The sequence below is a fragment of the Propionivibrio sp. genome, from assembly GCF_016790145.1.
In the GTDB taxonomy this organism is placed as follows: Bacteria; Pseudomonadota; Gammaproteobacteria; order Burkholderiales; family Rhodocyclaceae; genus Propionivibrio.
The window spans coordinates 1-19,671 of sequence record NZ_JAEUOI010000018.1 but is presented as its reverse complement, the minus strand read 5'-3'; the positions used below and the strand labels follow the sequence as shown (position 1 = coordinate 19,671).

The 19,671-nt window shown below is 58.6% G+C and carries 18 protein-coding genes; 12 read left to right on the top strand and 6 right to left on the bottom strand.

The window, feature by feature from the left end:
* The first annotated feature begins 4 nt into the window (after positions 1-4).
* From JNM42_RS01855 to JNM42_RS01840, 4 genes are all read left to right on the top strand, one after another.
* Positions 5-472 (top strand): DUF3429 domain-containing protein, encoded by a 468-nt coding sequence (locus JNM42_RS01855; protein WP_294265287.1) that lies wholly within the window; start codon positions 5-7, stop codon positions 470-472.
* A gap of 35 nt (positions 473-507) precedes the next feature.
* Positions 508-891 carry a hypothetical protein gene (locus JNM42_RS01850; protein ID WP_294265284.1) on the top strand — a complete coding sequence of 128 codons (384 nt, stop codon included), beginning with the start codon at positions 508-510 and terminating at the stop codon, positions 889-891.
* Positions 892-2,214, top strand: coding sequence for an AarF/ABC1/UbiB kinase family protein (locus tag JNM42_RS01845; protein ID WP_294265280.1), 1,323 nt, complete (start codon positions 892-894; stop codon positions 2,212-2,214).
* 131 nt (positions 2,215-2,345) lie between these two features.
* Positions 2,346-3,116 carry a class II glutamine amidotransferase gene (locus tag JNM42_RS01840; RefSeq protein ID WP_294265278.1) on the top strand — a complete coding sequence of 257 codons (771 nt, stop codon included), beginning with the start codon at positions 2,346-2,348 and terminating at the stop codon, positions 3,114-3,116.
* Positions 3,117-3,206: 90 nt separating this feature from the next.
* Here the strand turns inward: JNM42_RS01840 and JNM42_RS01835 are convergent, their stop codons facing one another.
* The 6 genes from JNM42_RS01835 to JNM42_RS01810 form a co-directional block, all read right to left on the bottom strand.
* Entirely contained in the window at positions 3,207-3,764 is a 558-nt protein-coding gene (locus tag JNM42_RS01835) for a cache domain-containing protein (protein WP_294265276.1), read from the bottom strand.
* Between the two features lie 78 nt (positions 3,765-3,842).
* Positions 3,843-4,403, bottom strand: coding sequence for an acetate uptake transporter (locus tag JNM42_RS01830; protein ID WP_294265273.1), 561 nt, complete (start codon positions 4,401-4,403; stop codon positions 3,843-3,845).
* A 456-nt stretch (positions 4,404-4,859) separates the two neighbouring features.
* A complete protein-coding gene (locus JNM42_RS01825; RefSeq protein ID WP_294265270.1) occupies positions 4,860-5,252 on the bottom strand; it encodes an MAPEG family protein in 393 nt (130 codons plus the stop codon).
* 435 nt (positions 5,253-5,687) lie between these two features.
* A complete protein-coding gene (locus tag JNM42_RS01820) occupies positions 5,688-6,395 on the bottom strand; it encodes a type VI secretion system tube protein Hcp (protein ID WP_294265267.1) in 708 nt (235 codons plus the stop codon).
* Positions 6,396-6,978: 583 nt separating this feature from the next.
* A complete protein-coding gene (locus JNM42_RS01815; protein ID WP_294265260.1) occupies positions 6,979-7,575 on the bottom strand; it encodes an OmpA family protein in 597 nt (198 codons plus the stop codon).
* Between the two features lies 1 nt (position 7,576).
* The gene (locus JNM42_RS01810) at positions 7,577-8,065 is read right to left on the bottom strand and encodes a FecR domain-containing protein (RefSeq protein ID WP_294265257.1); all 489 of its coding nucleotides are present in this window, start codon (positions 8,063-8,065) and stop codon (positions 7,577-7,579) included.
* 47 nt (positions 8,066-8,112) lie between these two features.
* Here JNM42_RS01810 and JNM42_RS01805 point away from each other — a divergent pair, with 47 nt between their 5' ends.
* From JNM42_RS01805 to JNM42_RS01770, 8 genes are all read left to right on the top strand, one after another.
* Complete coding sequence (locus JNM42_RS01805) at positions 8,113-8,541, top strand: ATP-binding protein (protein WP_294265254.1); 429 nt, start codon at positions 8,113-8,115, stop codon at positions 8,539-8,541.
* Between the two features lie 87 nt (positions 8,542-8,628).
* Positions 8,629-9,684: a C4-dicarboxylate ABC transporter gene (locus JNM42_RS01800; protein WP_294265251.1), complete on the top strand. Its 1,056-nt coding sequence runs from the start codon at positions 8,629-8,631 to the stop codon at positions 9,682-9,684.
* A gap of 96 nt (positions 9,685-9,780) precedes the next feature.
* Positions 9,781-12,117 carry an N-6 DNA methylase gene (locus JNM42_RS01795; protein WP_294265249.1) on the top strand — a complete coding sequence of 779 codons (2,337 nt, stop codon included), beginning with the start codon at positions 9,781-9,783 and terminating at the stop codon, positions 12,115-12,117.
* Positions 12,114-13,301 (top strand): restriction endonuclease subunit S, encoded by a 1,188-nt coding sequence (locus JNM42_RS01790; RefSeq protein WP_294265247.1) that lies wholly within the window; start codon positions 12,114-12,116, stop codon positions 13,299-13,301. The genes JNM42_RS01795 and JNM42_RS01790 overlap by 4 nt, the downstream gene beginning before the upstream one ends.
* Positions 13,298-14,053: a DUF3800 domain-containing protein gene (locus tag JNM42_RS01785; protein ID WP_294265244.1), complete on the top strand. Its 756-nt coding sequence runs from the start codon at positions 13,298-13,300 to the stop codon at positions 14,051-14,053. The genes JNM42_RS01790 and JNM42_RS01785 overlap by 4 nt, the downstream gene beginning before the upstream one ends.
* A 443-nt stretch (positions 14,054-14,496) precedes the next feature.
* Positions 14,497-14,889 (top strand): hypothetical protein, encoded by a 393-nt coding sequence (locus JNM42_RS01780; RefSeq protein ID WP_294265242.1) that lies wholly within the window; start codon positions 14,497-14,499, stop codon positions 14,887-14,889.
* Between the two features lie 170 nt (positions 14,890-15,059).
* Positions 15,060-18,512, top strand: coding sequence for a type I restriction endonuclease subunit R (locus JNM42_RS01775; RefSeq protein WP_294265238.1), 3,453 nt, complete (start codon positions 15,060-15,062; stop codon positions 18,510-18,512).
* A 52-nt stretch (positions 18,513-18,564) separates the two neighbouring features.
* The coding region (locus tag JNM42_RS01770; protein WP_294265235.1) for a DUF6880 family protein at positions 18,565-19,671 on the top strand (1,107 nt) is incomplete at its 3' end.

Below are 19,671 nucleotides of genomic sequence, written 5' to 3'. Positions count from 1 at the left end.
CGCCATGAACTCACCTCTGCCCGCTTCTCTCCCGCCCACCGTCGCCTGGCTCGGCTATGGCGGGTTGCTGCCGTTTATTTTTCTGACGCTGGCTATCTTTGTTGACGATCAACATGCCCCGATCTACAGCAGTGCGCTTATCGCCTACGGGGCCGTGATCCTCAGCTTCGTTGGCGCCCTGCACTGGGGCTTCGCCATGACCCTGAGCGAACTCAACCATGAATCCAACCATCATCGTCGCAATGCATGCTTTATCTGGAGCGTTGTTCCGGCCATGCTGGCCTGGCCGGCACTTCTGCTCTCGCCGATACTCGCGAGCATTCTGCTGATTACCGGTTTTATCGTTCACCTGTTGCAGGACACTCGTCTTGGCACCCACGCCAGACTGCCCCCATGGTATCTGCCTTTGCGTTTCCGATTAAGTCTGATTGCCTGCGTTTGTCTGGCCGCAGCCGCCATGGCCAAGTTTTGACAAGAACTCTGACCTATCCTGACGGAGAACCGAGGATGAACTTTTTTACCAAATTACCCGGATTTACGAAGTCCCCTCCAGGTCTGGAGCGTGAGGTACTGCGTCTTTTACCCAGAATACTCCTGCTCGGAACGCTTTTCCTGTGCGTTCCATCGCTCCTGGCCCGGCTGTACCCTTGGGATGGCAGCGAAACGCTGGTCGCCATGCGTATCACCAGCATAGACATCTACATGATCAGTGCAGTCATCCTGCACTGGAGCATTGTCTGTACCGTAGCCATCGCGGCCTTTATCGTCATGGTGATGAAAGGCCCGGCCTATGTCGCCGATGCCTATCCGCTTGAAGATTCGGATAATCCGGCGGTGGCGAAGAGTGCGAAATCTGCGAAGACCGGGAACGTCCCCCGTCCCGGTTCCTGAGTGAACGGGGATAGCCCCGAAGCCAAGACCTTACCGGTTCCCGGCGGACGCTGGTCAAGGCTGGCCCGACTAGGTAGCCTGGCTACCGGTGTCGCCGGCGGCATGCTCGCCGAAGGAGCCCGCCAGTTCGCCCAGGGCAAGCGTCCGAGTGTCAGCGATATGCTGCTCACACCGGCCAATGCACGTCGCGTTACCAATCAACTTGCGCAATTGCGCGGCGCTGCGATGAAGGTCGGTCAACTGCTGTCGATGGATGCAGGAGACCTGTTGCCGCCCGAACTGGGCGATATTCTGGCGCGCCTGCGCGCCGATGCCCGCCCGATGCCGATGAGTCAACTGGTTACGGTGCTCAATGCCAATTGGGGAGAAGGCTGGGACCGGCACTTCCGGCAGTTTTCCTTCTCTCCCGTTGCGGCAGCGTCGATTGGTCAGGTGCATCTGGCGCAGACCATCGACGGCCGCCACCTGGCGATCAAGGTCCAGTACCCCGGCGTACGCCAGAGCATCGACAGCGACATCGATAATGTCGCCTCGCTGCTGCGCATTTCCGGCCTGCTGCCCAGTGGGCTGGATATCGAACCGCTGTTGCAGGACGCCAAGCGCCAATTGCACGCCGAAGCCGACTACCTGCGCGAAGGCGGCTGGCTGAGCCAGTACGGCAGGCTGCTGGCCGAGCAGCCTGAGTACCTGCTGCCGGAAATGCACGCCGATCTGACGACCGAGAACGTCCTCGCCATGTGCTGTATGGGTGGAGTTCCGGTCGAATCCCTGATTCATTCCCCGCAGGCCGAACGGGATCGCGTGGTGGGTTTGCTGATCACCCTGCTGTTCCGGGAAATTTTTGATTTCCAGCTCATCCAGACCGACCCGAACTTTGCCAATTTCCGCTATGACACGGCGACCCGGCAATTGATCCTGCTTGACTTCGGCGCCACCCGGGTCTACCCGGCCGCCATCGTCGATGCCTATCGCCGGCTGCTGCTCGGCGCCATGTCTGGAGATCGTCCGGCGATGAGCACCGCCGCCTCGGACATCGGCTACTTCCAGGGCAGCATTCAGGAAAAACACCGCCAGGCGATACTCGATATTTTTGCGCAAGCCTGCGCACCCTTGAGCCATGCCGGGGAATTCGATTTCGGACAAACCGACCTGGCGGCACGCATCCGTGATGCGGCGCTGGTGTTGAGCAGGGAAAAGGATCTCTGGCATACCCCGCCGGCCGATGCGCTGTTTCTGCACCGCAAACTCGGCGGGCTCTATCTGCTGGCCGTAAAATTGAAGGCACGGGTCAATGTGCAAAGTCTGGTAAAGGGCTTTTTGTAACGCCAGGGGGAGGAAGACTCTGCGTATCCGTGGTGCATCTCGCGGCCCGGGAGACCTGTTCCGGATAGAACAGCTTCGCAATTATCCCCGGGGTGTCCGATAATACGCAGAAACCAACCGGATCTGCCTCCATGTGCCAACTCCTGGGGATGAATTGCAACGTCCCTACCGACATCTGTTTTTCGTTCACGGGCTTTCAGGCGCGTGGCGGAGTCACGGATGTGCATCGCGACGGATGGGGCATCGCTTTTTTCGAGGGCCGCGGCGTGCGCGTCTTTCTCGACCCGCAGCCCTCATGCGAATCGCCGGTCGCCGAGCTGGTGCGCCATTACCCGATCCGTTCGCTGAACGTCATTGCCCATATCCGCAAGGCCACCCAGGGTGCGGTCGGCCTCGAAAATACGCACCCCTTCATGCGCGAACTCTGGGGCCGCTACTGGATCTTTGCACACAACGGCAATCTCGAGGATTACCTGCCGGAGCTCGATGGCAGCTTCCTGCCGGTCGGTCAGACCGACAGCGAGCTTGCGTTCTGCCACCTGCTGCAAACGCTTCGCCTGCGCTTTCCCGCTGGTTCGCCCGATCGTCTGGCGCTTCGTGAAGCCCTGGAAGAATTCGCGGCGCAGGTCAGGCCGCACGGGCCCTTCAATTTCATGCTGTCGAACGGCGATTGCCTGTTCGTCCACCGCTCGACCGAATTGCACTACATCGTCCGCCAGGCGCCATTCACTGTCGCCCACCTCAAGGATCAGGACGTGGCGGTCGATTTCAGCGAATTGACCACACCGGAAGATCGCGTGGCGCTGATCGCCACCCTGCCACTGACCGACAACGAAACCTGGACGCCGCTGCCGGTCGATCGCGTGGCGATGTTCGCCGAAGGTTCGTATCAACCCGCCTGATCCAGACTGGTCTCCCGCGCCACGGTTTCAGGCCGCAAGGCCGGGCGACAACACTTTCCCGAAGCCCGGCATTGCGCAGCGGAAAATGGCTTAGTGAGCAGGGTATTTGGCTGGATCAGCCATTTTCTCGGTAAGCTTGTTCAGTTCGTCAAGCGTGAGTTTTTCGTCATAGACCCCGGCGGCGACCTGGATTCCGGTCGAGAAAGCGATATTGGCGGTGAGTGCATAGGACAGCTTGCGCGATACGCGTCCGGCCCCCGGCCGCGTCCAGACGTACTCGACCCAACCGCCACGAGGCTGGGAACCGACCTTGCACAGTTCCTTGAAGACGTACTTGCCGTTGTTGTCGGTGATCTGCATGATTGGGCGACCAACCAGGTCCGGACGCATCGGATGGGCGACCATCCGGTCAAGGCGACAGTCAAAGGCGAAGACATAGCTGTCTTTCCAGACCCAGGGACCATCCTTGCTGTTCAGCGAAGCAAAACCGGACACTCCCTTGTCTTGCAGGAATTTTGCCGCAGACCACACCTTGGTGATGACCTCGTCGGGTGTAGCCGCCTCGTCGGCGACCGGGGGCGCGGCGCAGGCCAGACCGGCAAACAGTGAAACCAGCAACGCAAGTACGTAATTCCGGATTAGTAGCATTTCAGACTCTCCAAATGATTCAAACAATGTCCCATGCACGCGCACGGAAGAAACCGGGCATGAAGTTCCATGCCTCGTTCAAAGCCAGGGCTTGCCGACCGGCAGCACATCGCGACCGAAGACGTCGGCAAAAATGATGTGCGCCATTATGTACCAAGCCATCGCTGCCGTTGCCATCAGTTCGTAGCCGGCGACCACGGTGAGCTCGGGAAAGCCGAAATGTGCCAGATCGAGCAGCACGAAGCCAATCAGCAGCAGCGTGAAGGTCAGTCCCAAAGCGCCGCTGATGCGCATCGATCCGATCCAGAGAATCGCTGTAAAGGCCGTCCAGGCGACCAAAAACCAGCCGATGTCGGTTTTGCTCGACACATAGATGTTGAACTGGTTGCCAATCAGCAGCAGCGCAAGTGATATCCAGAAACAGCCATAGGCCGTAAACGCACAATAGCCGAAGTTGTTGCCGGTTTTCATCTCCTGCAGCCCGGCAATCATCTGCGCCAGACCACCGAAAATCAGACCCAGCCAGATCACCGGACCGATACCCATCCATCCAACATTATGGAATTGCAGGATCATCGTCGTCAGACCGAAGCCTGCCAGACCGACGACCGCCGGGTTCCCCAATTTTTGCTCTGCCATTTTGCCGCTCCTGTGGTTAATCAAACCTGTACCATGATCACAGCCCTTTTCCGGCGTCATGCGATGCGCATTTAATGATCAGAAAAAACCTTGTTCCGAATTATTATTTCATTTATTTTACTAATCGTAATTTAGTATTGTAATAGCTGCTGAGAGGAAAGCATTATATTGTAAGCCTTGCAAAGATTTTACCGCAACAGCTGACGCTTTCATAGAATCTTGATTACGGTTGATGCAATTTTTGTGGAGGGTGCTTCGAGAGCGGTGATAAAAGCTTCCGGGCGTGTTTCCTGTCTTCGCGGGGCACAGATTCTGTGCGATCGGAGTGGCGGGAACCTTGAACACTGGCCGTAGCGGATTCCCGGTTCGGGCTTAAACAGCCAATGAAGTAACTGCAGCGAACGAGGCGGATCGCTCGGTAGAAACCGCTACTTCGTCGCCAGCCAGACTGCCGGGTCAGGCGAAGGTTCGCGAATAGTTGAACAGCAGGTACGCAGAAGCCGATATCAGTGAAGTGAACGTCATGGACATGCCGGCGACACGAAAGGTGTAGTTTTCGTTGGCCTGGCTAACGCCATAGGCATGGGACAGTCGTCCAGCCAACAGGCACAGGCCAAGTGCGTGAATGAACAACGCATGGGCGCCCTGCATTTCCGCCAGGTAAATCAGGAAAAGGGTGAGTGGCACGTACTCGGCAAAATTTGAATGGACGCGCATTGCACGGAGCATTTGCTCATTTCCGGCATCACCGATCCCGATCCTCAGCCTTCGCCTCAGGCGAAGAGTCCGGATGCTGAGTGCTACGAAAAGCAGGGCGAGAAGCGCGGCGTAGAGTGGCAGAGTATTCATGACGTCCTTCGACAAAAGCGGCGGGTGGATCGGATGTTTCCCCAGGTTAGCAAGGTAGCAGAAATCATTGACAGCGATGGAAGGATGTCGCGCCGTCCCGGCGGAAGCCGGGACCCAGCAGAGGGCGTCATTCAGGACACCAGCGTTCGCCGGTGTGACGTGCTTTGGCGAAAGGGGATGAAGACAGGGGGTGAATGCCCGGTTGATGTCATTGGCTTACGCTCGTGCCATTTCCCACGGGATCCTGGGGCTCCTGACTTCGCGTCCATGCTGACACTCTGATTGAATATGGAATCTGCACTGAGCCGGCAATGACCGCTTTTCTCCAACAGCGTGATTGCCAGCGAGGCTGTTGTCTCCTACCAATCATCACCGAGGCCTGCCAGGTAAAAACGGGAGCTGAGGCTCCCGTTCGTGCCTGCCTTGCCGTGAGGCTCAGGCCGTGCCTACACGCTGTCGGCGGCGGGCGATCGCCCCCAGCAGGCCGAGGCCGGCCATCAGCATGGTGTAGGTTTCAGGCTCCGGTACGGAGGTAACAACTGGTCCGCTGAGTCCCTGTGCAAAGAGTCCTGCCACCGAAGGCACCGATCCCTTTCCTGTCTTCAGGTCATAAGATGCAGTGCTCTTGGGCCCACGTGATCCGTCGGGTTTCTGGCCCCAGTAGTCCAGTGTCACCTTGTCGTATGAGAAAGAAGCATCCACAAAGGGTTTGTTGCCGCCAGACCCTTGCAAGGAGACCTCTGACAGTAAAACATCGTTGAATGTCATTTTAAAGTAAACGATGGGTTTATCACCGGATGACTGGAAGTCGACAACCGCTGTCTTGATATGCTTGCCTGAGGCAACGTAGGAAAACAAGCCAGTAACACTCTTGTCCAACCCCTGTGACCAACTGAAATCATCAAATACTGCTTTGCCACTCCCGCTACCACTACCACCAATAGGAGCGCTATTACTAACTCCCCAACTGAAAGAGTTAAAGTTGATCCAGTCTTTGTGATCTTTGTCTGTACTTTCGCCTTTGATTCCATCGAGTTGCAGAAAATAAGCGGCTTGAGCGTCTGATGGAATGAGCGCCACGGCCATGAGGCCTGCAGACAGGATCTTGAGCGGTGACCATTTGGCTGAAAAAATCGTTTTCATATTGCCTCCAGATAAGGTAAGAAAATCACAAACTGCAAACCAACTTAGACTCAAGCGGACGAGAAAGCAAGACCGCATACGCCGCCTCCAGCGGTTTGTTTTCTATGCGCCTATCTATTTCTTGCACCTTCGAAGTTGTGGTGTTATCGGCAAAACAACCCCGCTGAGTCTGCTTGTCGTCCGAATCTGTGGTTTTGCGCAAATTTCCCGTCTTCGGATCTTTTTTGCTGTTGTCTCGCGCCCTGATCGCTATAGACGGAGAATTCGCAAACAAGCAAGACCATCATCAGGGAATTATCAGAGGAGATGTTGCCTTACCAAGGAAACACCGATTCAGCGCAGGAATCCACCCACTCGCGATCTGCGCTTTAAATTGACGTGTAGCGGTTCGGCGCTGTTCTGCTTCTGCGCTTATGGTGCCTTCCCTTAGGGGTTGTTCATCCACGGTCACCGTACTGCAAGCGAACGCTCTGCAAAACACGGCAGCGGGCGCTTTTGCCTTAACGAGTGTTAAGGGTCAAGAGCGCAGGCTCTCAGTGCGCGGCGCGTGCCGGCAAAGCCGAAACCAGACCGGCGGGCTCGATCAGCGCAGGTTGATCTCGACGCGCCGATTCGCTGCTTCCGCTATCTCGTCGGCCGTCGGGACGAGCGGTTCGCGTTCGCCGCGACCGGCGACTTCCATCGTGGCCGGGATGCCGGAGGCTTCCAGCATATCTCTCACGGCTTGCGCGCGTTTGAGCGAGAGCGTGTCATTGTCCTCAAGACTGCCGACCCGGTCAGTGTGGCCGATGACGGTGATTTCCGGCGCCGGACGGCTGACGATGGCGGCCTTGAGTTGTTCGAGAACCGGTATCGATTCGGGTGTCAGTTCCTGCGCCGAAGCGGTAGCGAAATAGAGCGTGAAGGAAACCGGCCGCGCTGGTCGGGCATCGAGCAGGGTGCCGTAGCGGGCCTGAACGCTGGCGGCGTCCTCGCTGCGCACGGCGATGTTGCCGCTGGCGTCGATTTCCGAGGCGGCGTAGGCCTTGTCCAGCACCTGCTGGCTGGTGGCGCTGCGCACGACGAGCTGGCCGACCTGGCCATCGGCATCGGGTAGCAGAATGACGCGCTCGGGCGTCGGCGACAGGTGGCCGATCAGGATGACAACAGCCGCAACAACAGGAATCACCAGGGGGCTCATGCTACTTGTCTCCGTCTCGTTGGCCGGCGTCGATGATGAATTCGGTTCCGCGTACCCCGAGCGCTACCGATGGGGTATTGAAAATCACATTGTCGGGCGACGCCTTGGCGATCTTGCCGGAGACGACCGCCAGCGTGCCACGCTTGACGGTGGCATCGAGCGCGCCGGCATGGGTCGTGCTGTCGAAGACAAAGCGATTGAGCACCAGCGTCGAATTGGCTCCGGCCGAGAGCAGTGTATTGTCGCGCAGCGTGATGCCGAGCGAGCTCTCGGGGCCGGTCTGGATGCGGTCGCTGACCATCACCTTGTCGCCAAGCACCGCCAGTGTTTTTTGCCCGCTCCGCTCAACGCTGGCCGTGCCTTTGAGCGTCTTGATGGTGCCCGCCTCGTCACTGGCCAGGGCGCTGCCGCCCACGGCCAGCAGCCCGGTGAAAGCAAGTACTGCGCATGTGAGTGTGAACATCCGGGTAGACGCTGTGCCGTTTCTCATTTAACTTGCTCCTTCAAGAAAATTATTCCGCAACCTGACCAACGATCATGGATCGAGCGCTGCAATCCTTTCCTGCACATCCTGACGCCCTGCCCGCGGTGCTGTCCTGTATCGACAACTGTCGGGAGGATATCGACCCCGACACCTTAATACGCGCCCGAATTGCCGTCGAGGAATTATTCATGAATTTTGTCCGGCACGCTCGCCCGCAAGGCCAGGGTGAGTCCTTGCAGGCCTGGCTGGGGGTGATTTGTGCTGGCGGCCGCTTGCACCTGTGCTTCGAGGATTCAGCGGCGCCCTTCGATCCCTTTGCCGGTCTGGATTCTGTGCGTGAGGCGCTGGAGCAGCCGCTGGAACTGCGCTCCGAGGGCGGGGTCGGCCGTCTGCTGATCAGGCAACTGGCCGACTCGGCAAGCTATACGCGTAGCGATGGACGCAATCGCATCGAGCTGTTGTTTGCCCCGCGTTCGCGGTGATGGCTGGCCAATGTCTAAAAAATACCGGCGATACCCCAGCCGTTTTGCTAGATAATTAGTGTTTTCTAATGAACTACGAGATCTGCCATGTCAGCGCCAGCCAGCACCTATCCCGGTTTTTCTGAAATTGCCCGCAGCTTCGCGCCGGGCTGGTTTGCTGCGGTCATGGGCACCGGCGTCCTGGCCATCACCACGCACGCGCTCGCAGCCAGATGGTCGCTGCTGGCAACTTTGGCGTTGGCGCTGCACTACTTCAATCTGCTGCTTTTCGTTGTCCTGTCGCTGCCCTGGCTGACGCGCTGGATTGCACACCGCGACGCTGCGTTGGCGACGCTGAAGCATCCGGTTCAGGCCAGCTTTTACCCGACGTTTTCAATCGCCATGCTGGTCATCGCCGCGCAGTTTCTGGCCTTCGGGCAGCAGGTCGATCTGGCACTCCTTTTCTGGTGGCCGGGTGCGCTGCTCACCTTTGTTTTCAGCTTCGCGGTGCTCTATTCGATGTTCAGCGGCGAGCATGTCGGACTAGAACACGTGACGCCAGCCAAGTTCATTCCGGCCGTCGGCCTGGTCGTCATCCCGATGGCCGGCGGCCCCTTGCTCGCACACCTGCACGGAGCGGCGCACGAGCTGGCGCTGTTCGCCAATATCTTTGGTCTGGGTGCCGGAATGCTGATGTATATCGGCTTGCTCAGTCTGACCCTCCAGCGAAAGTATCTGGCCAAACCGGCGTTCGGCATTCTGGCGCCGACGGTGTGGATTCATCTGTCACCGATCAGCGTCATTCCGGTGAGCCTGCTCAATCTCGTCGAACACTTGCCTTTCCCGGCGGATAGTGGCGTTTTCATCGTCATCGGTCTGCTCTTCTGGGGCTTCGGCGTGTGGTGGGTGGTCATGGCGTCGCTGCTTACCCTCGCCGCGCGGCGTCGCGGGATGCTGCCCTTTGCGCTGTCGTGGTGGGGCTTCACCTTTCCGCTGGGCTCCTTCGTCGTCTCCAGTTTCCGGCTTTCCAGGGTGTCGGGAATCGAATCCGTCGGCTGGGTCGGTACGGCGGCCTGGGGCCTGCTTCTTGCGCTGTGGCTACTGACTCTGCTCAATACGCTGCGCGGCGTTGCCAGTGGCGCGGTATTCCGACCGCATCCCTAACGCGCAAGGCGGAAGTTGGTCTTTGGCACCTATAATGCTCGCACCATCGGCAAATGCGATCAGCACCGCCAAGCCAGACCAACACCAAGTCAGCCAATGAGCGATAGCGCCCTGCAGAATATCTCCAACATTGAAGACAGCCTGTGGGCGGCCGCCGATCAACTGCGCGCCAACTCCAAGCTGACCAGTAGCGAGTACTGCATGCCGGTGCTCGGCGTCATCTTCCTGCGCCACGCCAGCAACCGCTACCAGGCCGCAGTGCAAGCCATCGAGGCCGATCAGGCCGCCGGCAGGATGCCCAGGCGCGCCTTGGTCAAAGGTGATTTCATCAAGCGCCGGGCGCTGATGCTGCCCGAAATCGCCCGCTACGAGCATCTGCTCAAACTACCCTCCGGAACCAATCTTGGCACGGCGCTGGTCGACGCGATGAACGCCATCGAAGCCGACTTCGAGCCGCTGGCCGGGCAACTGCCCAGGGACTACGAGCGCTTCGACAACAAGCTGCTCGAAGACCTGCTGCGCAACTTCGATTCCGCCGCCCTGCGCAGCGCCAGCGGCGACGTTTTCGGCCGTATCTACGAATACTTCCTGATGAAGTTCGCCATGCAGGGCGCGCAGGACAACGGCGAATTCTTCACCCCGCCCTCGCTGGTGCAGACGCTGGTCAACGTCATCGAGCCCGACCACGGCGTGGTGCTGGACCTGGCCTGCGGCTCCGCCGGCATGTTCGTCCAGACCAGCCACTTCATCGAGCACGAAGGGCTGGACACCCTACAGCGCGTCACCTTCTACGGCCAGGAAAAAACCGCCACCACCATCCGCCTGGCCAAGATGAACCTCGCCGTGCACGGGCTGGAAGGCGACATCCGCGAAGCCAATTCCTTCTACGACGACGTGCACCGCCTGCAGGATGGCCGCGCCCTGTGGGGCAATTGCGACTTCGTCATGGCCAATCCGCCGTTCAACGTCGACATGGTCGACGCCGAGCGCGTCAAGGACGACCGCCGCCTGCCCTTCGGCCTGCCCGGCGTGAACAAGGACAAGCGCGTATCCAATGGCAACTACCTGTGGATTTCCTACTTCCACAGCTACCTGTCGGCCACGGGCCGCGCCGGCTTCGTCATGTCATCACAGGCCAGCAGCGCCGGCCACGGCGAAAAGGAAGTACGGCGCAAACTGGTCGAAACCGGCGACGTCGACGTGATGATCGCCATCCGCTCCAACTTCTTCTACACCCGCACCGTGCCCTGCGAACTCTGGCATTTCGACAAAAATAAGCCCCCTCTCCCTCAGGGAGAGGGTCGGGGTGAGGGTGGAGGGCTGAACCACAAGGGCAACGTCCTCATGCTTGACGCCCGCAACATCTACCGCAAGGTTACGCGCAAGATCTACGACTTCAGCCCCGAACAGCAGGCCAACCTCGCCGCCATCGTCTGGCTCTATCGCGGGCAGCGCGAGCGCTTTCTCGGGCTGGTGCAGGACTACTGCGAGCGGCTCGCCACCGCGAGTGCCGCCATCGCCCCGGCGCTCACCGCCTTTGAAACGCAGCTCGCGGCGAGCCAGGCACCGCTGGCTGCCTTCGCCGCCAGCGTGGCCGATCTCGACGCCATCCCGTCCGCGAAGCGGCAGCCTCTTGCCGATGCCCTGGCCGAGTGCTCGCAAGCCGCCAAGGCCTATGTCGCAGACCGTGCCACTCTGCTGGGCGGACTGACGGGCTTCATTTCCACCGCTATCCCAGTGGCCTACAGTAGGCCGACTGAATTACCGTCATCCCGGCGCAAGCCAGGATCCAGGCTTGTGGCGCACCAACCGGATCCCGGCTTGCGCCACGATGACGGAGCATTACAGACGTGCGCACACGACTGCCCTGCGGCAGAGGCGCCAGAGTCGGGTTTACTTGGCGAGAGCGAAATCAACACAGCCCAGCATAAGGCCAGGCAAACCTTGGACCCCTTGGCCGATGCCGCGCGTGGCCTGATCAAGCAGATCGACCTGCTCTACAAGCTAGCCGCTCGTGCCGCGCAACTGGCGCAGGATCTGTCGACGGATGAAGTCGCCAGCGAGTTTTTTGACCGCCGCGCCACCGGCAAACTCATCAAGCAACTCGACGAAGAGCGCAAAACCGCTGTCGAACAACTCAAGGCCGCCATCTCTCTCCACCGCCAGATTGCCTGGCTGCAAGACCGCTTTCCCACGGCTGAAATGCAGGATGTGCCTGGCTTGTGCAAAGTCGTCAGCCGCGCCGAGATCGAAGCCGCCGACTGGAGCCTCACCCCCGGCCGCTACGTCGGCGTCGCTCCGACCGAGGTCGATGCAGACTTCGACTTCGAACAAACCCTGCGCGACATCCATGTCGAGCTGGCCGACCTGAACCGGGAGGCGGTGGAACTGGCAGCGAAGATTCAGGAGAACTTCGAGGAGTTGGGGGTATGAAGTGGACAACAAAGCCTTTGGCTGAAGTTGCGGAGTTTCGCTTAGGCAAAATGTTGGACGAAAAGAAGAACAAAGGGGAACCCTTACCTTATCTTGCCAACATCAACGTGCGCTGGGGCGAATTCGATCTTGATAACCTACGCGAGATGCGTTTTGCACATGACGAAATGAACCGCTATGGGCTGAAGTATGGTGACATCGTAATGTGTGAAGGAGGAGAGCCCGGGCGATGTGCAATCTGGAAAGAGTCGGTGCCAGGGATGATGATACAAAAAGCGCTTCACCGCATTCGACCGCATGACGGCCTCGATTATCGGTTCTTGTTCTATTCACTCCTGCACAAGGGGAGGATTGGGAGTTTTGTTCCTCTATTTACAGGCTCGACGATCAAGCACCTTCCGCGTGAAAAACTGGCAAAGGTTGAGATTGTGTTCCCTCGGCTTGATGTTCAGTGCCACATCGCCGACATCCTCTCCGGATACGACGACCTTATCGAAAACAACCGGCGGCGGATGGCGCTGCTGGAGGAGTCGTCGCGGCTGCTTTACCGCGAATGGTTCGTCCACCTGCGCTTCCCCGGTCATGAACACACCCGCATCACCGACGGCGTGCCGGAGGGATGGGAGCGGAAGTCGCTTGGCGACTTGTGCAGCGAAATTCGCGAGTCAGTATCGCCCGAGAATTTGGAACCCGATACGCCTTACATCGGGCTTGAACATATGCCGCGCCGATCAATTTCGCTCAACGATTGGGGCAAGGTTGAGGAAGTAACGAGCAGCAAGAATCGGTTCAAAACCAGAGAAATTCTGTTCGGTAAAATTCGACCTTACTTCCACAAAGTGGGGGTCGCATTCGTCGATGGCGTTGCATCGTCCGACACCATCGTGATTCGCCCCATGAACGAGAAGCTGCATGGCTTGGTGCTGATGGCTGTTTCGAGTGACGAATTTGTCGCAGTTACCGCGCAACAAATGAAGGAAGGCTCCAAAATGCCCCGCGCCGATTGGAAGCAAATGCAGTCCTATTGCGTTCCTCTGCCGCCATCCGGTTTGTTGAGTACTTTTGATGGGGTGATTCAGCCGATCATTTCCCAGTTGAATGCGCTGACCTTTGCCAACCAAAAACTCCGCGCCGCCCGCGACCTGCTGCTGCCGCGCCTGATGAGCGGGGATTTCGCCGTATGACCGAGCCGAACATCACCGATTTCAGCGACTACGTCGTTTTCGTGGACGAGAGCGGCGACCACGGACTGGCAAACATCGATCCGGACTATCCGATGTTCGTTCTGGCGTTTTGCATCTTTCACAAGCGCGAATACATAGATATCGTTTGCCCTGCGATGCAGCGGCTCAAGTTCGCGCATTGGGGCCACGACACGGTTGTTCTGCACGAACATGACATTCGCAAACCGAGTGGTACTTACGGGTTCTTGTTCAATCCGGCGCGCCGCCATGCCTTCCTGGCGGACATGAATGCGTTGGTGGTGGATGCGCCCTTCACACTGATCGCTTCGGTGGTTCGCAAGCGTGACCTCAAACAGGTCTACGCCTTGCCGGGCAACCCCTATCATCTGGGCCTGGAATTCGGGCTTGAGCGACTCTACAAGTTTCTCGAAGGCAAAGGCCAGGCGGATCGGCTCACGCATGTGGTAGTGGAACGCCGTGGCCGCCGCGAGGATGCCGAACTGGAACTGGAGTTCCGTCGTATTTGCGATGGTGCAAATTTCATGAACCGCCGGTTGCCCTTCGACATTGTGATGTCGTCAAAGGAGTCAAATGCCTCGGGGATGCAACTGGCGGATCTGGTGGCTCGCCCCATAGGCATCAGGGCGCTACGCCCTACGCAGGCTAATCGAGCTTACGAAATTCTGGAGCCTAAATTCCGCCGTAGTCCGAAAGGAGAGATACAGGGATGGGGTCTGAAAAGCTTCCCCTGAAAAAGCGAAGGGCCTCCAGGAACCCCAGAAGCCCAGCGCCGACCGGAAATTTCCAGTCCGACTTGGAAGTAAGAATAGCACGCGGTGCAAGAAATTTCATCATTTTGCTGCTGTCCTGAACTGGCAAGAACTCACACCAGCGCTTGCAGTCGAGGCGACGCATAAAGGACACGAAGCGGGGTAGTTTTCGTGAGGCCACGTGTTCCTGTTCCAACGAATTTGTGCAACATTATGATTTTTATAAGTTTCTATGAAGGGAATGATTTTGATTTGTCCTTTATGAAACGTCGATTTGTCCGATAGAAGGCAACGCATGGCCTCCGCCGACACGGTGGATGGCGTGTCAATGCGGTTGGTGGCTCATACGGTACGTGACGAAGGTGATAATGAATTCATTCGCATCATCTCGGCACGGGTGGCAACGCGAAAGGAGAAGCGAGAACATGAGCAAGAAACTTGTTAAACACGAAGTCGACCCGGCCAGACCGACGCCGCTCACGGCAGAGCAACAGGCGGAAATAACCGCCTTGCACGCCATGCCGGACGGCGAGATCGATACCAGTGATATTCCACCATTGACGAATGAGTTCTGGAAAAGTGCGGTTGGCAACGCGTTTTACAAACCGTCCAAGACTGTAAATGATTCAATGGTTTCAAAGTTACCTGATGCCGACATGCAGGCGGCACCCAAAGCCATACTGCGAGCGGCTCAGCGGGCGCGCGAAATTGCCCGGCAGACCAATACGCCGCTGGTGCTGGTACGCGACGGTGTGCTGGTCGAGGAGTATGTGAGCGATGCGGATACGAGCGATAAAGAAACTGCCGCTGGCGCTTGAAAAATGTCTCACTTCCATTTGGCTCAAATACCTTCCAATCGAACCAATATTTTCAGTGTTTTGAGCCAAATGACTCCATGGTTTATCTGTAACTTGCTATTTTCAAGTCGTTTTTTATCTGTCCGCGCATGGCGAATGAGCCAAATTCAAGTCAATAGATGAGCTAACGCATGGCCTACACCGACATCAACAGCGAAGACCGCCTGGTTCAGGCGACCTTTGCCGATCACCTGGAAAAGGTGCTGGGCTGGGAGAGCGTCTATGCCTGGAACCAGGAGACCTTTGGCCAGTTTGGTACGCTGGGCCGTGCCAGCGAGCGCGAGGTGGTGCTGGTGCGCGATCTGCGGGCCGCGCTGGCGAAGTTCAACCCGGCGTTGCCGGAGACGGCAATCGACGAGGCGGTGGCCAAGCTGACGCATCATGATTATTCGCGCTCGCTGCTCCGGCACAATCAGGCTTTTTACAAGCTGATCCGCGACGGTGTGCCGGTGAGCTATCGCGACGCGCAAGGCACATTGCGTCACGCGCAGGCCAAAGTCATCGATTTCCGGGTGCCGGCCAACAATCGCTTTCTGGTGGTGCGCGAACTCAAGATCACCGGGCTGCGCACGCCCAACTACAATCGCCGCGCCGACCTGGTCTGTTTCGTCAATGGTCTGCCGCTGGTATTCGTCGAACTGAAGGCGGTCTACAGGAACATCCGCGCCGGGTTCGACGGCAATCTGCGCGACTACCTTGATGAAAACGTCATTGCCCATGCCTTCCACCACAACGCTTTCCTGATCGTGAGCAATGGCCACAATGCGCGCTATGGATCGATCACCAGCGCCTGGGAGCATTTCGGCGAATGGAAGCGTCTCGACGAGCGGGATAAAGGCAGCGTGGCGGCCGAGATGCTGCTCAACGGCATGCTGGCCAGGGATCGTCTGCTCGACATCGTCGAGAATTTCATTCTGTTCGACGCCAGCAAGGCTGGCGCAGTGCGCAAGGTGGTGGCGCGCAACCATCAGTTGTTGGGGGTGAATCAGGCGGTGGCGGCGGTGGTGCAGCAGGAGGCGCTGAAGCATCAGTTCCCGCCGGCAGAGCGTCTGAAACACCACTTGGTCGAATTGCCGGTGCCGATCCTCGAGCGAGCCGCTAACGAGGCGCGCCTGCCTTATCCGAAAGCTGCCCAGCCTTTGGCCGAATATGCGGTAAGCGCGGAGGATCAAGCGCCCCGTACCTTGCAAATCATTGAGCGGGCGCACCCCGACCTCGGTCGATTGGGTGTGGTCTGGCACACGCAGGGCAGCGGCAAGTCGTATTCGATGGCCTTCTTTGCCGAGAAAGTACGGCGCACGCTCGAAGGCAATTTCACCTTTGTGCTGATGACCGACCGCGACGATCTGGACAGCCAGATCTACAAGACCTTCGTCGGTTGCGGCGTGGCCGACGACCAGACGCCGCGCGCCGGATCGGGCAGGGCGCTGGAACAACTGCTCAGGCAGAATCACCGCTATGTGTTCAGCCTGATCCACAAGTTCAATCAGGACGTGAAACCGGGTGAGCCGTACAGCGAGCGCGACGACATCATCGTCATCTCGGACGAGGCGCATCGCACCCAGTCCGGCAAGCTGGCGCGCAATATGCGCCTGGCGTTGCCGAACGCTGCGTTCATCGGCTTTACCGGCACGCCGCTGTTCAAGCACGACGAACTGACCAAGCGGATTTTTGGCGACTACGTTTCGCGCTACGACTTCAAGCGCAGCGAGGAAGACGGCGCGACGGTCAAGCTGGTTTACGAAAACCGGGGCGAAAAGCTGGGGCTGGCGCGTCTGGATTTGAACGAGAAAATTGCCCGTGCCGTAGATGCCGCCGACCTCGATCCCGACCAGACGGCTTTGCTGGAAAGATTGCTGGGCAAGGACTACGAAGTCATCACCGCCGACCAGCGGCTGGAGAAAATCGCTGCCGATTTTGTCGAGCATTGCAGTACCCGCTGGGAGTGCACCGAAATGCGCGGCAAGTCGATGCTGGTGTGCATCGACAAAATCACCTGCGCCCGCATGCTGATGCGGATAACACCGAAGTGGAAGGCGAAGGCCGCTGCGCTGCGCGCTGAGGCTGAAAGCAGGCTGGCCCGGATCGCTTCTGCGCCGGATGACGAAACCCGGCAATCCCTGCATGCGCAGCGTGATCGCTTGCTGGCCAAGGCCGCCTGGATGGATGAGACGATCATCGAGATCATCATCTGCGAGGCGCAGAACGAAGTCGAGGACTTCAGGAAATGGGACTTCGACATCATCCCGCACCGGGCGCGCATGAAGCAGGGCTTCGAGACGCCGGATGGCCAGCGCGTTGAGGTGCGAGTTGACGTAACCTCGGCATTCAAGAATCCGCTACACCCGTTTCGCGTGGCGATTGTCTGCGCCATGTGGCTGACGGGCTTCGATGTCGAGTGCCTGTCGACGCTCTACATCGACAAGCCGATGCGCGCGCATACCCTGATGCAGGCCATCGCCCGCGCCAACCGGCGTTTTCCGGGCAAGGACTTCGGTCTGATCGTCGACTACAACGGGATGCTCAAAAGCCTGCGCGAAGCACTCGCCCAATATGCCCTGGGCGACGACGCCGGCGATGAGGAAATCGTGGCGCCGCTGGAGGAGCGCGTGACCGCCTTGCGCGATGCCATCGAGGTGACAGAAGCGCATCTGTGCGCTCTGGGATTCGACCCGGTACTGCTCATCGGTGCCAGGGGATTCACGCGAATCCAGGGGCTGGCAGATGCGGTCGAGGCGGTCTATACCAATGACGAAGCGAAGCGCCGTTTCGAGATTCTGGCGCGGGTGCTTTTCAGCCGCTTCAAGGCGCTGCTGGTCGAGCCCTCGGTGCTGAGCTATGCCGAGCGCCACGACAACATCGAGGCGATTTACCGGAAGCTCGGCGAACGCCGCGATACGGCCGATGTGAGTGCGCTGCTCAAGGTGCTACAGCGTATCGTCAATCAGGCAATTGCCACGCAGACTCCGGGAGCCGATCAGGCACAAGGGCTGACTGTCGATCTCTCGCAGATCAACATGGAAAAGCTGCGCGACGAATTTGGCAGGAAAGTGAAACGCAAGGCGAGCGTGATCGAGGATATTCGCCAGATCGTCGAGGAGAAATTGGCGCAGATGCTGGCCAAAAACCCGCTGCGCATGAACTACGAGAAAAAATACCAGGAAATCATCGCCGCCTACAACGCCGACAAGGATCGGGCCACCGTCGAGGACACCTTCGCCAGGCTGCTCGACCTGGCCAATAGCCTCGATGCAGAGCAACGGCGCGCCATCGAACTGGGGCTGAGCGAAGAGCAGTTGGCGCTGTTCGATTTGCTCAGTAAGGAATCGCTGAACAAAGCCGAGCGCGAACTGATCAAGCAGGCGAGCCGCGAACTGCTGGCGGAATTGCAGCGTCTGATAGCCCCACTGGAGCAGTGGACCGAAAAGGAACAAACGCAGGCCGAGGTCGAGGTCTTTATTCTCGACCATGTCTATCAGGCGCTGCCCGAGCCGCCCTACACGGTCGAGGACAAGAAAGTACTTGCCGGGCTGGTTTATCGCCATATCTGGCAGCAGAGAGCAAACGGGATGTTTGCTGCGTGACAAGGCAGGGATTCATTATTCTTCGATCATATCGAATTGAAGGGTCAGGACAATGCTCGATGAGCTGATCAGCCGCGCTACTCTCGCAGAACTTGCCGGTTCTGCGGCCTTCCAGCGCGGCGAAACGTATTTTTCCGTCGGCGCAGTCGGGCCTCTGATTGTCGCCGAAGACAGAGTAACTGCCCGTGTGGAAGGCGGTGAAACCTATCAAGTCGAACTGCGCGATGACGATGGCGATCTGGCCCACGACTGCACCTGCCCGCGTGCCGCCGATGGTTACTTCTGCAAACATTGTGTAGCGCTCGGATTGGCGTGGCTGGCCGAAAATTCCGCTTCCGCATCCGGCACGAAGGCCGGGCGCGAGCCTTGGCGTGACATCAAGGACTATCTGTCCACGCAAACCCCGGAGAGCTTGATCGGGTTGTTGCTGGAAGTCGCCCGGCGCGACGAGCGGCTTTACCAGTCCTTGTTGCTCAAGACCGAGCAAGCCGGTGAGGGTGGCAACGTGGCCAGGGCTTTCCGTCGGGCCATCGATCACGCGACGCGCGTCAATGGTTATGTCGATTGGCGGGAGGTTCGTAAATTCGCCGGCAATATCGACGAAGTGGTCGATTCCCTGGCGGAACTCCTGAAGCCCGACACGGCGACCCTGCTGGTGGATCTGGCCGAATATGCCATCGAACAGGTGGAAAATTCGCTGGAGCAGGTTGACGACTCGAATGGCGAGATCGGCGGTATCGTCTGCCGTCTGGGCGAATTGCATGTGCAGGCCTGCACCATGGCGCGACCCGATCCCGCCGACCTGGCCGAACGCCTTTTCGAACTGGAGACCACACTGCCTTTTGGGGTGTGCAGCTTCGATGTCAAAACCTATCGCGATGCCCTTGGCAATGCAGGCCTGCTCCGTTATCGAGAACTGGTGGAAACCGAGTGGCGCAAGCTGAAACCGCGTACTGCGCAGGACGGCTACGATTACCAGCGGGCGAAGATCACCCGCATAATGGAGCAGGTGGCCGAGGCCAGCGGCGATGTGGACGAACTGGTGGCGATCAAGTCGCAGGATCTCACCCGGGGTTATCACTATCTTGAGATCGCCGAAATCTGGACCAAGGCAGGGCAGCCGGAAAAGGCGCTGGATTGGGCGGAACGTGGCTTGGCA

What these genes read in the sequence shown, in the direction of transcription:
- JNM42_RS01805 (WP_294265254.1), top strand. Translation starts at nt 8,113, where the DNA reads ATGGATCGAGCGCTGCAATCCTTTCCTGCACATCCTGACGCCCTGCCC.
- JNM42_RS01790 (WP_294265247.1), top strand. Translation starts at nt 12,114, where the DNA reads ATGAAGTGGACAACAAAGCCTTTGGCTGAAGTTGCGGAGTTTCGCTTA.
- JNM42_RS01800 (WP_294265251.1), top strand. Translation starts at nt 8,629, where the DNA reads ATGTCAGCGCCAGCCAGCACCTATCCCGGTTTTTCTGAAATTGCCCGC.
- JNM42_RS01795 (WP_294265249.1), top strand. Translation starts at nt 9,781, where the DNA reads ATGAGCGATAGCGCCCTGCAGAATATCTCCAACATTGAAGACAGCCTG.
- JNM42_RS01840 (WP_294265278.1), top strand. Translation starts at nt 2,346, where the DNA reads ATGTGCCAACTCCTGGGGATGAATTGCAACGTCCCTACCGACATCTGT.
- JNM42_RS01785 (WP_294265244.1), top strand. Translation starts at nt 13,298, where the DNA reads ATGACCGAGCCGAACATCACCGATTTCAGCGACTACGTCGTTTTCGTG.
- JNM42_RS01780 (WP_294265242.1), top strand. Translation starts at nt 14,497, where the DNA reads ATGAGCAAGAAACTTGTTAAACACGAAGTCGACCCGGCCAGACCGACG.
- JNM42_RS01830 (WP_294265273.1), bottom strand. Translation starts at nt 4,403, where the DNA reads ATGGCAGAGCAAAAATTGGGGAACCCGGCGGTCGTCGGTCTGGCAGGC.
- JNM42_RS01775 (WP_294265238.1), top strand. Translation starts at nt 15,060, where the DNA reads ATGGCCTACACCGACATCAACAGCGAAGACCGCCTGGTTCAGGCGACC.
- JNM42_RS01820 (WP_294265267.1), bottom strand. Translation starts at nt 6,395, where the DNA reads ATGAAAACGATTTTTTCAGCCAAATGGTCACCGCTCAAGATCCTGTCT.
- JNM42_RS01825 (WP_294265270.1), bottom strand. Translation starts at nt 5,252, where the DNA reads ATGAATACTCTGCCACTCTACGCCGCGCTTCTCGCCCTGCTTTTCGTA.
- JNM42_RS01815 (WP_294265260.1), bottom strand. Translation starts at nt 7,575, where the DNA reads ATGAGCCCCCTGGTGATTCCTGTTGTTGCGGCTGTTGTCATCCTGATC.
- JNM42_RS01850 (WP_294265284.1), top strand. Translation starts at nt 508, where the DNA reads ATGAACTTTTTTACCAAATTACCCGGATTTACGAAGTCCCCTCCAGGT.
- JNM42_RS01835 (WP_294265276.1), bottom strand. Translation starts at nt 3,764, where the DNA reads ATGCTACTAATCCGGAATTACGTACTTGCGTTGCTGGTTTCACTGTTT.
- JNM42_RS01855 (WP_294265287.1), top strand. Translation starts at nt 5, where the DNA reads ATGAACTCACCTCTGCCCGCTTCTCTCCCGCCCACCGTCGCCTGGCTC.
- JNM42_RS01810 (WP_294265257.1), bottom strand. Translation starts at nt 8,065, where the DNA reads ATGAGAAACGGCACAGCGTCTACCCGGATGTTCACACTCACATGCGCA.